General features: G+C 53.9%; 11 protein-coding genes. 5 read left to right on the forward strand and 6 right to left on the reverse strand.

Translation table 11 applies throughout. The annotated features are described in order from the left end of the window. Window positions 1–254: 254 nt before the first annotated feature. On the forward strand, window positions 255–692 hold the full coding sequence (locus ACUNV4_RS03265; protein ID WP_430877061.1) for a GFA family protein: 438 nt from the start codon (window positions 255–257) through the stop codon (window positions 690–692). 158 nt (window positions 693–850) lie between these two features. Here ACUNV4_RS03265 and uxuA read toward each other — a convergent pair whose 3' ends face one another. Then, on the reverse strand, window positions 851–2,071 hold the full coding sequence (gene uxuA / locus ACUNV4_RS03270; protein WP_430877062.1) for a mannonate dehydratase: 1,221 nt from the start codon (window positions 2,069–2,071) through the stop codon (window positions 851–853). 130 nt (window positions 2,072–2,201) lie between these two features. Here uxuA and ACUNV4_RS03275 point away from each other — a divergent pair, with 130 nt between their 5' ends. The 3 genes from ACUNV4_RS03275 (at window position 2,202) to ACUNV4_RS03285 (ending at window position 5,635) form a co-directional block, all read left to right on the forward strand. Next, complete coding sequence (locus tag ACUNV4_RS03275) at window positions 2,202–2,909, forward strand: GntR family transcriptional regulator (RefSeq protein ID WP_430877063.1); 708 nt, start codon at window positions 2,202–2,204, stop codon at window positions 2,907–2,909. Window positions 2,910–3,612: 703 nt separating this feature from the next. After that, window positions 3,613–5,163: a M12 family metallo-peptidase gene (locus tag ACUNV4_RS03280; RefSeq protein WP_430877064.1), complete on the forward strand. Its 1,551-nt coding sequence runs from the start codon at window positions 3,613–3,615 to the stop codon at window positions 5,161–5,163. Window positions 5,164–5,335: 172 nt separating this feature from the next. Beyond that, complete coding sequence (locus tag ACUNV4_RS03285; protein WP_430877065.1) at window positions 5,336–5,635, forward strand: hypothetical protein; 300 nt, start codon at window positions 5,336–5,338, stop codon at window positions 5,633–5,635. Between the two features lie 61 nt (window positions 5,636–5,696). On the opposite strand, the gene ACUNV4_RS03290 is transcribed toward ACUNV4_RS03285, so the two are convergent. After that, window positions 5,697–6,263: an HAD family hydrolase gene (locus ACUNV4_RS03290; protein WP_430877066.1), complete on the reverse strand. Its 567-nt coding sequence runs from the start codon at window positions 6,261–6,263 to the stop codon at window positions 5,697–5,699. Between the two features lie 405 nt (window positions 6,264–6,668). Here ACUNV4_RS03290 and ACUNV4_RS03295 point away from each other — a divergent pair, with 405 nt between their 5' ends. Beyond that, window positions 6,669–6,992: a hypothetical protein gene (locus ACUNV4_RS03295; RefSeq protein ID WP_430877067.1), complete on the forward strand. Its 324-nt coding sequence runs from the start codon at window positions 6,669–6,671 to the stop codon at window positions 6,990–6,992. 28 nt (window positions 6,993–7,020) lie between these two features. Here ACUNV4_RS03295 and ACUNV4_RS03300 read toward each other — a convergent pair whose 3' ends face one another. The 4 genes from ACUNV4_RS03300 to ACUNV4_RS03315 form a co-directional block, all read right to left on the reverse strand. After that, window positions 7,021–8,439 (reverse strand): DUF1501 domain-containing protein, encoded by a 1,419-nt coding sequence (locus tag ACUNV4_RS03300; RefSeq protein WP_430877068.1) that lies wholly within the window; start codon window positions 8,437–8,439, stop codon window positions 7,021–7,023. Window positions 8,440–8,447: 8 nt separating this feature from the next. Beyond that, complete coding sequence (locus ACUNV4_RS03305) at window positions 8,448–10,184, reverse strand: DUF1800 domain-containing protein (RefSeq protein ID WP_430877069.1); 1,737 nt, start codon at window positions 10,182–10,184, stop codon at window positions 8,448–8,450. A gap of 237 nt (window positions 10,185–10,421) precedes the next feature. After that, a complete protein-coding gene (locus ACUNV4_RS03310; protein ID WP_430877070.1) occupies window positions 10,422–11,093 on the reverse strand; it encodes a sulfotransferase family 2 domain-containing protein in 672 nt (223 codons plus the stop codon). Between the two features lie 166 nt (window positions 11,094–11,259). Beyond that, entirely contained in the window at window positions 11,260–12,744 is a 1,485-nt protein-coding gene (locus ACUNV4_RS03315) for an oligosaccharide flippase family protein (RefSeq protein ID WP_430877071.1), read from the reverse strand. Window positions 12,745–12,787 lie beyond the last annotated feature (43 nt).

The following is a 12,787-nucleotide window of genomic DNA, read 5'->3' on the forward strand; positions in this document are numbered from 1 at the left end:
GGGTAATGAGTTGGTGGGGTAATGAGTTGGTGGGGTGATGGGTTGATGGGGTGATGGGGTGATGGGGTGATGGGTCAAGGCTTTACCGAAACAACGAGCCATTGAATCAGTCAGCTTTTGAGGCCTTGAGCTTCCTTCGAGGCGTGGAAGTGACGGTTGGTCGTGTGTCTACTTCTGTGGTACGAGATACCCATACTACAAGGCTGCCTCACAGGAATACACTGGAACCCCTGTACGTCGTACTGGAGGACATCATGAGCCATAAATTTTCCGGTGGCTGCGACCACATTCACAGCCATTCCGATAATGATCCCATCGACAACCACACCTGCCATTGTTCCGTGTGCAAGAGCGTTACCGGGCAGGACAGTACCCACGTGGTGTTTTTCAATCACGATGACGTCGTGGTCGATCACCCTGAAAATCTGAAACGGCAGCCCTTCAACGCCAGCAATCCTGATGGGCCACTGGAACTGTGTACCTGTGGAACCTGTGGCACGCCCATCATGCTCGATGACAAGCAGAACCGCATTCGAGCCATCGTGCCCAATCTGATGGGGTACTCGGCCAACCATCTGGCAGCGACCTATCATGCATTTTATGACCCCTCCACGGGTGAGCCTCGACCTGATGATGGCCTGCCGATTCATGAGGGTCTGCGGCCTGATTTCGTCTGGCCGGCACCGGCATGAGGTATTTTGTTGATTGAAGTTCGTCAGGGCCCATGTCGGCAACGCCGCATGGGCCCCTGTCAATCAACGGCGAGGATCGGTGCTGCCGGTACATTCGACAGGCTCTGCGATGGCGGATCTTTCCGTTAACGAACCACCTTTTTCGAACCATCTCGAATTCATGCAGTCTTGCGCTGCACCTGTACATGACTCAATGCAAGCTCGACCCCTCGCAGCTCTGCCAGACCCTTGAGCCGGCCGATGGAAGGGTAGCCGGGCTGGGTTCGACGGCCCAGATCGTCCAGAATGTCCTGACCGTGATCGGGGCGCATCGGAATCTGCCAGTCGCTCTGGCCAGCATCGCGGCGTCGCTGCTCTTCATCAAGGGCAGCAGCAATCAGTGCCACCATGTCGGTGCTGCCGGCTAGGTGCTCGTCCTCGAAGAAGGAGCAGGGCAGGTCGTCGGTATCGCGGGTGACATTGCGCAGGTGCAGGAAATGCACTCTTGAGCCAAGCCTGCGCATCATGCCGGGCAGGTCATTGTCGGCACGTGCACCCAGGGATCCGCTGCACAGAGTCACCCCGTTGGCATGCACATCCACGGCATCCAGCATGGCCTGGTAGTCCGCTTCGGTAGACACCACACGCGGCAGACCCAGCAGGGAATACGGTGGATCGTCCGGGTGGCAGCACAGACGCATGCCCAGCTCTTCAGCATGGGGGGCGACCATTTCCAGAAACTCGTGATGGTGGCGTCGCAGACGATCAGCGTCGATGGCATCGTATTGTGCCAGCAAGGCCTTGACGTCTTCGATGGTCAGCTCCTGGTTGGCACCGGGCAGTCCGCAGACGATGGAGGATTGCAGATGCAACTGTTGCTCGTCGGTCATGCCTCGATACCGTCTGGCCGCTTCTTCCTGAACGGCTTCCGGGAAATCCGCAGCCGCCCCTTCACGTTCAAGCAGGTGGATGTCGAACAGTGCGAAATCCGTCAGATCGAAGCGCATGCAGGTGCCACCGTGTGGTCGTTGCCAGCGAAGATCGGTGCGGGTCCAGTCCAGAATCGGCATGAAGTTGTAGCAGACAGTCTGGATACCAGCGGCGGCGAGGTTGTCCAGCGTGAACTTGTAGTTGTCGATATGTGTGCGCCACTGACCATCCTGCTTCTTGATGTCTTCGGACACGGGAACGCTTTCCACGACATCCCAGTCGAGGCCGGATGGGGTGCCATCCTTGCGCGTGGCAATGGATTGCTGCCGCTTGGCGATTTCCTCTCGACTCCAGATTTCACCATTGTCGATGTGATGCAGAGCCGAGACGATGCCGGTAGCACCCGCCTGGCAGATGTCGTCGATACTGACCAGATCGTTGGGGCCGAACCAGCGCCAGGTGTGTTTCATGTGGTGTTGTCCTCGAGTGGTGTTTGTCCTGGATAACCTTTGGATGTCGCCTTGCGACTGAGGGCTATCAGCATGAAGATGATTCAGGCAGTATACTAATATATTAGTGACGAGCTCAAGTGGCAGTAGCATGACAGAGTCATCAGGACGGGATGCGATCGAACCAGGGTTGCCGCTAAGCGCGCAGGTGTACCGGATACTGAAGCAGGCTATCGTCTGCGCCGAGTTACCACCGGGAGAACGACTGTCGGATATCGATCTGGCCAGGGAGCTGGAGATCAGCCGCCAGCCAATACGAGAAGCCTTTCTACGTCTGCAGACAGATGATCTGCTGGACGTGCGACCACAGCGCGGTACCTACGTCAAACGCATATCGGTGACTGCCGTGAAGGATGCAAGATTTGTCCGAGAGGCTATCGAGGCCGATATTGTCACCTTGTTGGCTCAGGAAGCCGATGCTGCCGTGGTGCGCGAACTGGAGCAGCAGCTGGCGGCCCAGCGTGGTGTGCTGCAATCCGCCCCGCAACAGTTCATGAAGCTCGATGACGAGTTTCATCGCACTCTGGCTGAAGGTGCCGGCAAGCCCTACGCCTGGCGCGTCATCGAAGGGGTGAAGACGCAGATGGACCGGGTACGATTTCTGTCATTCAATCACTATCATGTCGAGCGCCTGATTCACCAACATGCTCTGGTGGTGGAGGCCATCGCCAATGGCCGCTCGGTGGAGGCGATGGAAACCATGCGAATGCATCTGCGGGGGATACTGGATTCCATTCACGAGATTGCGGGGGAGTATCCGGCGTATTTTGAAGAGGGGGGCGTTGAGTCATTTTCATGATTCGCTGTTATCTTTCCGGCCTTGGCGTGAGTACAGTCGAGCCAAATCCATGTTCGATCGCGAGTTGGAACGGTCAACATAGGAATATATCGCGGCCTATTGCTGATTTTGTGTCTGTTCATGGGGCATGCACCATGCGCCAGGAATGTCTTTTTTCGTCGTCGGTTTACGATACAAGAAATTTTGTTGTTTCACGAGCGTACCCGTCAGCTGCTTAGTGCTTGTGTTTCATCGTCTCCAGTTAGCTCTCTAATGTTACATATACCCCATGAATAGAATGGTTCGGGCAGTCGCTGCTGTTGTCATATTTTTCTCGGCTCTGTCGAACCTGCTTGCGGCAGAAAATGAATTGGTGCTTTTCACTTCGGCTGGCATACCTGCTACAAGTGACGATGCAGGGTCGGGGCTGATCGATGGATCCGTGATTATCAAGGATCTGGATATTGACCAGACCAGTCTGAACACCGTGTTGCAACTTTCCGCCGATGCAAGCAAAGTGTTCCCGGATTTGCTGATACCCGCTCTGGGTGATCGACGACAAGCTCAAATGCGGTTGCGTTCAACGGCGGTTGACAGAACCGAAGAGTCAAAGATCAAGCTGTCTGGGCAGGTGGCTGATGACCCCCTGAGTTCTTTTCTGCTGGCCGTTTACAGGGACCATGTCAGTCTCATCGTCAGAACCTCGCAAGGTGCGATGTCGGTGATGAAGAAACAGGATGGCGTCTACCAGATGAAAATTGTCACGGTAACATCAGGGTTTCGTGAGCGCCCACCTCTGGTGATTGAGTTGGAGCAGCAGCATGCTCCCCGCTCTTCGGAAAGCAATAAAAGCAGCCGGACTACTCAGGACAATGGAGATCTGGTTGATTTGATGGTGGTCTATACTGCTGGTGCGGCAAGCAGGGCTGGTGGTGCAAATTTGCTGGAGCAGGCTCTATCGCTCGCGGTTGACGAGGTGAATATCGGGCTGGCGGATAGCGGCATCGACCTTGAGATCGACCTGGTGCATTCACAATTGATAACCTACCAGGAAACGAACAACACCCAAGTGGACTTTGACCGGCTGCAGGCTACCTCAGATGGTTTCATGGATGAAGTTCATGGCTACAGGGACCAGCACAGGGCAGATCTGGTAATGCTTGTCATTGGTGACGGGGACTTTTTCTGCGGTAGAGCAGGTTGGGGCTATTCGGGCAGCAGGCAGAACCTGTTACCGGAATACGGCTTTTCGATACTGGCTGAGTACTGCATTCAAACCACAGTTTTTGCACATGAACTGGGCCATAATTTCGGGGCCCAGCATGATAGGTTCATCAACAATTCTGGTGGCGTATTCGAATACTCGCACGGCTTCACTGCACCATCGGAGAGCTGGCATACCATCATGGCCTATCCAGATGGTTGCAATTACAATTGCGTGGGGATCAATCGCTGGTCCAACCCCTCTCAGAGCTATAACGGTGAAACATTGGGAGTCCCCATTGGTGCAACAGATGCCGCAGACAATGCGACTACGTTGACCATGACAAAGGCCAGTGTCGCCGGTTTCCGCCAAAGCGCCAGCTCGGTGGAAACGTGCAACGGTCAGTCAGTGACTGTCGATATCGGGGCGGGAGATGTTCCTACAGCTGGTGATGACGTGATTCTCGGTACATCCGGTAACGATGTAATCAGAGCGCTGGCCGGCAACGATACGGTTTGTGGCATGGAGGGGGACGATGACATATTTGGAGCGAATGGCAGTGACTGGATAGATGCCGGTCCGGGTGCTGATTTTGTAACAGGTGGTGCTGATGACGACACGATTCGCGGTGGTAGTGGCAACGATCGGCTGGTAGGCAATGGCGGTGACGACAATATCGATGGAGAGAACGGGAATGATGTGATCTTCGGCAGTGCCGGCGATGATGTACTGATGGGCTCCGAAGGCAGTGACCGTCTGAATGGTGATAACGGAGAGGACACGCTGTTGGGAGGGGATGGATTCGACATTCTCAAGGGCAATGGCGGTAATGACATGCTCTTCGGGGGAGGCGGAATAGATAATATGTCGGGTGGTTCGGGCGATGATTTTCTGTCGGGAGGTCTGGCAAATGACATCATGGGTGGTAACTCCGGGGCAGATGTATTGATGGGTGATCAGCAAAACGATCAGATGTATGGCGGACCCGGAGAGCCGGATGAATGTAGTGGTGGTGTTGGAGGGTCGGACTTTGCCGGTGTGGACTGTGAGATCGTGACAGGCGTGCCCTGATTTTCCATCATTTTTCTGGAGTCGGATGATGTGTCCTTGTTGTCCAGAGTCACTTGCCAAACAAATGGATCATCGAATTAAGCCAATCTCGTCAACTTTTTTGTTCAGCAAGGGAATGTGAAATCTGAGAGACTGGAACCACTGCGGTTACTGTGGTCATGGAGGTTAGATCGTGAGCAGCGAAATGATTTACCTGGCAACGATGGTAGTACTGCCTTATGCAGCCTTTGTATTTTTCGGTGAAAGGCTGTTTCCTTTTGTAAAGCCAGCGGGTTTGCCTCAGCGTATTCGCTGGTACTACGGCAAGAAAATGGCTCTGGTCATGTTTCTTGCTATGGCCTGCGCCAATGCCCTTGTGTTTTTCCTGGATATATCTCCGATTCCGGCTTTCGCAATCGGCGGATTTATCTTTCTTGTTTCAGGCCTGTATCTGCACAAAAAGCGTGTGAAATTTGTTGAATCGATAACTTGATCTGATTGATGAACGGGATAGAAGCTCAGATCGCTGACCACGCAATGGGGCCAACTACTGATCACATGATCTGCCTCGACAACTCCAACAACGAGCTTACCGACAAACTGGTCAACTCCGGCCACGGATGAACACCGTCCACATCCATATGCACGGTAGACACTCCGGCAGAATGCCCGGCCTGCAGATCAAACAGATAATCTCCCACCATCACTGCTTCGTCAGCGTTTGCCTCCCAGCGTGACAACAACAGATTCAAACCAGCAGGGTCTGGTTTCGCCGTGCAGCAGTCTCTGCTGACGATGGTGCTTTCGTCGAAGAAATCATCCAGACCACAAGCCTTCAACGTCACTTGGGCTATTTCCTTACCATTGCGCGTGACGATGCCCAGGCTTGCACCCTGCGAGCGGAGTTGAGTTAGCAGGCGATGGCTACCAGGCTGAGGTCGTGCGTCTGCAGCCATTCTGAGCTCCATGGCATCCAACGCCGCGCGTTTTTCACGGGCAGTATCCGGAGTCAGAGCGGCCAAAGCTTCAAGGATCGGGACGCCGGCAGGCAGCTCAAGCTCGCTACGCATGATGTCGAAATCATGCATGGCGCAGGTAAGAGTGCCATCCATGTCGAACATCCAGAACTTTTTCTTCTTTAGCATTGCTGGGGGAGGCAGGTCTTGTTTGAGACTGTTACGTCAGAGTCTTGATATCAAGTGGGTAATAGAGAGGTGGTCTGGCTTCATCAGTGATGGTGCCAATATATTTACACCCTTTCTTCGCAACATCGTAACGTGCATCTCATGGAAATGCTCGAAAATGGTGCAAATTTTTTTTCACAGAATTATCCTGAAAAGGTGTCCGGATTCGGGTGCACCTTTGTTCTCATTGACATTGGACTACTGCTAGAATGACGTTTGCAAGCATAGCTTGTGAAGTTGGTCGGTTTAGTTGAGTACATCTGTTTGGCAGAAATCAGATGACTTCAAGCTCAGAGAGGCCGCGGTGTATCTGGTTTCGGTGGTACCGGAGTTCTGATCAAGATGTTGGATCTGTTGAATGCAATCAATATGGAGCTGGTCTATTCTGCCACCATACTGTTCATGCCGTATCTCACGTTTGTGTTCTGCGCAGAACAGGTGAATCCCTTTTTCAGATCCTCCAACACGCCCTCAAGCAAGTTCCGTAGGCAGTTCGGCAAGAACATGGCGCTTACCATGTTTCTGGCGACGCTGATTGCGAATGTACTGCTTCATCTGGTTGATGTCGAACCACTCGTAGCCTTTTCCATCGGTGGGGTATTCTTTGCGTTGATTGGTCTCTATCTCTCCATAAAACGAGTCATTTTTCTGAGAACGCTGGCCTGAGTCAGCTTCCCCTACTGCACGCCTCCAATCACACAAAGTCCAGAAATGGCACGGAAAAGTTATCAAGGTTCGGAAAAACCGATTTCAGATCGGCTTCGGACAGGCCCAGCCAGCGTCCCAATGTGGCGGCATACTGTTCAACCGACGTTGTAGGTATGAGGCGTCCGCGCGATCGGGTGTACATCTGAGCTCCCAGGTCGTATTCAGGTAGATCGCCATAGAGCTTGCCACCGTTGACCGAGCCACCGGCAATGAAATGATGTCCACCCCAGCCGTGGTCGCTGCCGTTGCCATTGTCGGTCACGGTGCGCCCGAAGTCACCCGCGGTGAACAGGGTGACGTTATCCCATACGCCCAACTCGTTCATCGAGGACCGAAACGATGCTATGGCTTCGGAAATCTCGGTCTGCAGTGTCGGCAAGGTGGCGGTTTGCTCGTTGTGCGTGTCGAATCCTGAGAGCGAGACATAGAAGATCTGCCGACTCACCCCAAGAGCCTGACGTATCGCGATGGTGGCGGCCACAGACGAGAGTTGCTCACCCAGGGAAGTCCTGGGGAATGCCGTGTTGGGTGTGATGCCTGAGTGCATGGCATCCTCGTAGGTTTCCAGATGGGAAATGGCGCGGTGGTTATAGCGTGCCATGTCCTGAATATACAGATTTGCATCATGGCTCCCTTCTGACATCAGATGCGATCTCATGATGTTCATGACTGTACTGTTCTTCGCGGTTTTCAGAAAATTCGGCAAGTTCAGAATGGTCGGAGTGGTGTTGTTTCCCAGTGGTACGGAAAACTGTTGCACCACGTTGCCGGCAAGCAGTACATCGTTCCCGGAAGTAGAAACGGCCGCGAATGATGAGTTCTGATTCCGGTACTGCATCGTGATTCTGTCCAGCATCAGCCCGCCCCAACCCTGGCGTGTACCCTCAGGCCCCATCGACATCCAGGTGGATTGCTGGTCATTATGGGAAAACAGGTTTTCGGGGATCTCGACCTGAAAGCGTTCTATCGCGTCTCGTGAGCTGGGGCTGATCAACGGGCCGACATTGCCCAGCACTGCCAATTCACCGTCCTCGAACAAGGGGTGCAGTGCCGCCATATTGGCGGGCAGTGCAAATTGCCTGCCACCGAACTCGCCGATGTTGCTGGCCAGGAGAGGCAGCATCCTGGCCAGATCCCGTGTGGAATTGCCCGAGCCTACCCGATACGCTCTCAACAACTCTGATCGTGTCTTCGCCAGCGCGTCGAAGGAGTGGCTGTCATACGGCAGAATGGTGTCGTTGTGATCAAGCCCGCCTTTGAGGAACACACACACCAGGGCCTTGTAGTCTGATGAACTGTCGGCAATGGCATTGCTGCTTCCCAACATGTTCAACGCCGAGGTACCTGCACCGAAGCCCACGGCTGCAGAGGTTTTCAGAAAAGTTCTTCGTTGTTGACAGGTCATGGCGGCACCTATTTCTCAATGGCGAATTCGGGAGCGGTGACGGCAATGAACACCGCCAGTCTTGCCCGTGTGAGTCTGTCGGTATCCGCATTTCGTGCGGTGATACGAGTCGCTGTCAAGGCATCAAGAATCGTCGCCCGCGTCGATTCTGTCATCTCTCCGGCAAACAGAAGCTCATTCAGGTGTTCTGCAACGGCATCGGGTTCGTCAGCTACCTCCGTCAAGGCGCTGTAGTCCGGAGTGAAACTGGCAGGCTGACTGGCGTGGGTGGTTCGGTCCCAGACGAAGTCAAGCATGGTATTGGCGTAACCCACCACGTAGCTTTCATTCACAATCTGAAACTCTGGAGCCGCAATGCCCTCGCGAGCGGTCAACGAGCCGGGTGCAAGGAAACCCGGTCGATAGAAGTTGAATACGGAGGGTGCCCTGAACGGACCCTGGCTCAATCGGGTCGTAGATTCCGGATTGTTCTTCAACTTGGCTTCGGTAATGGTTTTGATGGGGCTGAGAGAAAAGGCGCGTGCGAAATGCACGAAGCGAAGCACGGGCTCGCGTACCTTGCCTTCGCTGACGGCAGGCTCGATATCGTCGAAAAACTGTTTGTCGAGCAGAATGGCCGCAATGGTCGCCTGCAGGTCGCCCCGTTCGCCCGAACCAAACAGGATATTGTCTTGACTCGTATAGCTCCCGGAGTCGAAGGCACGGGCAACTCGCTCGATATACGCCGGTTCGGGGTCGCTCTGAGTAAATCGCTGAATCAGCTGCTTTGCCACGAACGGTGCCAGGTTGGGGTGCGATAGAATATGATCCAGCGCCATGTCCACGCTCTCCTGAGCACCTGTATTCTCCGGTATCGTCAGTCCGAGGAAGGACTTCTCCAGAGTGGAATGCTGCTCTGGATACAACTGCAATGGCGTGTTGTACGCGTCCTCTCGTCTTGAGCGCTCGAATCGGTCACCCGCCAGCGAAAATCCGGTGAATACACGTGCCAAGCCCACGATGTCTTCATTTGAATAGATCGGAACCGGTTTGTCATCGGCATCCGTAACGACTGACCCGTCCATGTTCAATTCGTGCAAGCCCAGGGTGAACAGTTGCAGTAGCTCCCTTGCATAGTTCTCGTCCGGCATGCGGCCCGTTCGAGGGTCTCCCTTCTTGTTCTGCAGATAGGTCAGGTACTTGGCCATGGCAGGTGAGAAGGTGATGTCGTGGATGAGATCCTTGTAATTACCCAGTGCATGCTTGCTCAGCAAGTCCGAGTAGTAAGCCAGTTCCAGCGGTTTCATGGCTTTCTTGTAGTTTGATACGACCAGTATCTGAGAGAGCGCGAAATGCATGCGCTGTCGTAATTGGTCATCCGCTGTGATGTATTGGTCCCACACCGCTGCGTTCTCGTACCGGAGGTCGTAACGTTTACCTGAATTCACCTGCTCGATGGCGTCCGGCAGAATGCCTCTGCTTTCTTTTCCCATTTCATGCGCTAGCCAGGCAGAAGCGCTATGACCGACGAGAGCATCGATTTCCTCGAGCGTGGCACCGAAGCTTGCTCGTCGAAGAAACCGGTTGGCTTGTTCCCGGTTGGTGAGCAGCATTGCGTCATTGAAAACCGGTGCGTTTTGCCATTTCAGTGAATTCGTTGGATCTTGCGCGCTTATCGCCTGGCAGGTATACCCACTCAATAGTGTACCGGCGAGGATCAGGGAGGCCATACCCCCCTTTTGCCCGGTGTGTGAATTCCATGACATGATTCAATCTCCCCGATAGATACATCAAGCGGGGCGGTCGTCTGACCCGCTCGATTCAAAAGTTTCAAGGGTTGCACTTCAATGGTGCGCTGGCGTCGCTTATCGCGGCATACACCTGAAATAATGCACTTGGTATTACACAATGCCACAGGAATCAATCGGTGGTTGGTTCGGTCATGTTAAGCGATGTTATTGAACCTGAAGATAGAGCGGGAAAACAAGCCTGTTGTTGTCGGCTCAGCGGTGATAACTCAGTCGATCAAAATCCACCTTGTAAATCTCGTGGATGATATTCCTGGACTGCTCGTCGAGAAGATCCGGCTTTACCGCTTTTGTCGTACCTTTTTTCAGTCGCTTGAGCTGTAGGCGCTTGCCCAGATGAGCGTTCAATTCTGGAAGCCGATCATCGATTTCTTCCAGTTTGAACAGATCATCAAGCAAAAACTTTCCCGAGTTGTCGGACACCCAGGACCATTGAGGTGCGACGTTCTTGATGGCTTTGCCGGACTGATTGACCTTTGCGATGTCATCCAGCCAGTGAGGAAAGTTTGTTTTCATCTCCTCGGCCGTCAGGTTCTGACGTCGGTGGCTGTAGAAATACAGCGAGATCAATCGGTCATAGGGGTGACGCACCAGTGCGAACTTGTACCTCGCATGCCAGCGCCGATCTCCCAGTTTTCTCTTGCGGTCCAACGCGGTGTCATGATTGAGCAGGGGAATACCCAATGCGCGTTCCATGCTCGTGCCTCCGCATTTGTTGATATGAATGAATACAAAGTCCTCCACGAATTTCTGGTGAGCGGTGCCCATCCTGTCCGATGCCATGGACAACATGGCGTCGTTCACCGGCATCCAGGTCTTTGCGATTCTCTTGTAGCGTTCATAGCGTGTGCTATTGAAAATGGACATTGATACAACTCCGTATGTCATGACGGCCGATCAACAAGGCCTGTTCAACTGGCATGCAAATGTGTGGTGGTCTATCGCTATTCACTGCAAAAGTGAAAAGTATTCGCCGTCCTTTTCTTGCGCTTCACGTACTGACTGTTTCGGATTCTCTATTCAGCCCACGAACCTAGTGAAAAACACGCCTGATGATCAATCGCTTGTAGAGGTTGAGAAACTGCTGCTCCAGGCCGTCCGGTCTACCAGACAGGTGCCAGCAACCAAATACGATGCTCAGATACACGACGAATGACACCGTGGCGGCCAGGCCGGTACCTAACACTAGTGGTGCACCGATGGTCAGAGCATCAATCCATGGCCGGAACAGCAACAGCGAAATGATCAGCGGAACTGATGCAAGCAGTGCCCTGAACAACTGATGGCTCTGTTTTGCTATGGATAGTGCGATCAGCTGTCTGATGAGAAAGAGGTGTACCAGCAGCATCAGCAAGGATATTCCCACCCGCGAGATCACCAGGCCGGCTACGCCATACTGCACGATGGCCACAATGGTTACCGGTAGTCCGATTGCCAGTTCGATGCCGGTGCGCATGGCCACGAGTCGTGTGCGGTTCAGGCTCATGGCCAAAGGAGCCAATATGGAAAAGGGTACCGCAAGGAGGGCTGCAATGGCCTCAAAGGCCAGTAGATGAGAAATGCCAGCCCAGCTCTCTCCCAGGGCCATGATCACCAGAGGTTGCGATAGCAGTGCCAGCGTGATGAAGATCGGGCTGGCAACCAGCCAAACCGAACTCATGGTTTTCAGATAGCCACTGCGCAACTTTATCGGGTCCCGCGTTTTGGAAAATGCCGACATGAGTGGACGTGTCAGCGGCATGATCAGAGCTCGTTGCGGGATGGATACGATGTTGGCAGCCATGGTGTAGTTACCCAGGGTTGTCTTGTCTGCGATCTTTCCCAGCAAGACCCGACCCATTTGCCAATTGGAGGCAGAGAATATCTGGGACAGACTGTTCCAGCCGATGATATCGGCAAACGCGCTCCAGCCGCTGAGACTGAAGCGAGGTCGATAGGGCGCCACCGCATAGGAGCAGGTGATCATCACCAGAGGACTGATGAGAGTGCCCGCCGCGATGGCCCAATAGCTTTCCGTGATGATGACGACGAGTGCCGACACCAGCAGCGTGGAAACCCGGCTGATGAGCAGGATCGCGGACTCAGGCCGGAAATCGAGCTTTCTGATATAGACGGCGAGTTTCGGGCTGACCAAGCCTCTGAGTACGGGAGCCAGAGCCAGAAACACCACCAGTGGTTGAACTCTGGGTTCCTCATAGAATGCCGCAAGAGGCCAGGATATCAGGAAAAGGACGAGAGCCAGAACACTGCCCCTGATGAAGGCCAGTGTGAAAGCGGTATCGAGTAGCCGCCTTGTAAGGCGCGGAACACGCGTCAGCGCCTGCAGCAGCGGAAGTTCAGCTACAGCTTCTGCAATCAGTACTGCAGACATTGCCATGGCGACAATGCCGAAGTCAGCCGGAAGAAGGAACCTGGCAAGTATCAGCAAAGTGAGAATATCAACGGATCGAGAGATCAGCTTGGCACCAGCCAACCAGCTGGCAGCCAACACGGTACTCTCGGACAAGGACATCTTCATCGTTATGGATTCGCCAATCAGCGTGCGTAGAAAACTATCACAG

It is taken from the genome of Granulosicoccus sp. 3-233 (genome assembly GCF_052681095.1).

Coding starts and splice junctions, on each gene's coding strand:
- ACUNV4_RS03280 (WP_430877064.1), top strand. CDS start 3,613: ATGAAGAAACAGGATGGCGTCTACCAGATGAAAATTGTCACGGTAACA.
- ACUNV4_RS03300 (WP_430877068.1), bottom strand. CDS start 8,439: ATGACCTGTCAACAACGAAGAACTTTTCTGAAAACCTCTGCAGCCGTG.
- ACUNV4_RS03290 (WP_430877066.1), bottom strand. CDS start 6,263: ATGTTCGACATGGATGGCACTCTTACCTGCGCCATGCATGATTTCGAC.
- ACUNV4_RS03315 (WP_430877071.1), bottom strand. CDS start 12,744: ATGAAGATGTCCTTGTCCGAGAGTACCGTGTTGGCTGCCAGCTGGTTG.
- ACUNV4_RS03275 (WP_430877063.1), top strand. CDS start 2,202: ATGACAGAGTCATCAGGACGGGATGCGATCGAACCAGGGTTGCCGCTA.
- ACUNV4_RS03265 (WP_430877061.1), top strand. CDS start 255: ATGAGCCATAAATTTTCCGGTGGCTGCGACCACATTCACAGCCATTCC.
- ACUNV4_RS03305 (WP_430877069.1), bottom strand. CDS start 10,184: ATGTCATGGAATTCACACACCGGGCAAAAGGGGGGTATGGCCTCCCTG.
- uxuA (WP_430877062.1), bottom strand. CDS start 2,071: ATGAAACACACCTGGCGCTGGTTCGGCCCCAACGATCTGGTCAGTATC.
- ACUNV4_RS03295 (WP_430877067.1), top strand. CDS start 6,669: ATGTTGGATCTGTTGAATGCAATCAATATGGAGCTGGTCTATTCTGCC.
- ACUNV4_RS03310 (WP_430877070.1), bottom strand. CDS start 11,093: ATGTCCATTTTCAATAGCACACGCTATGAACGCTACAAGAGAATCGCA.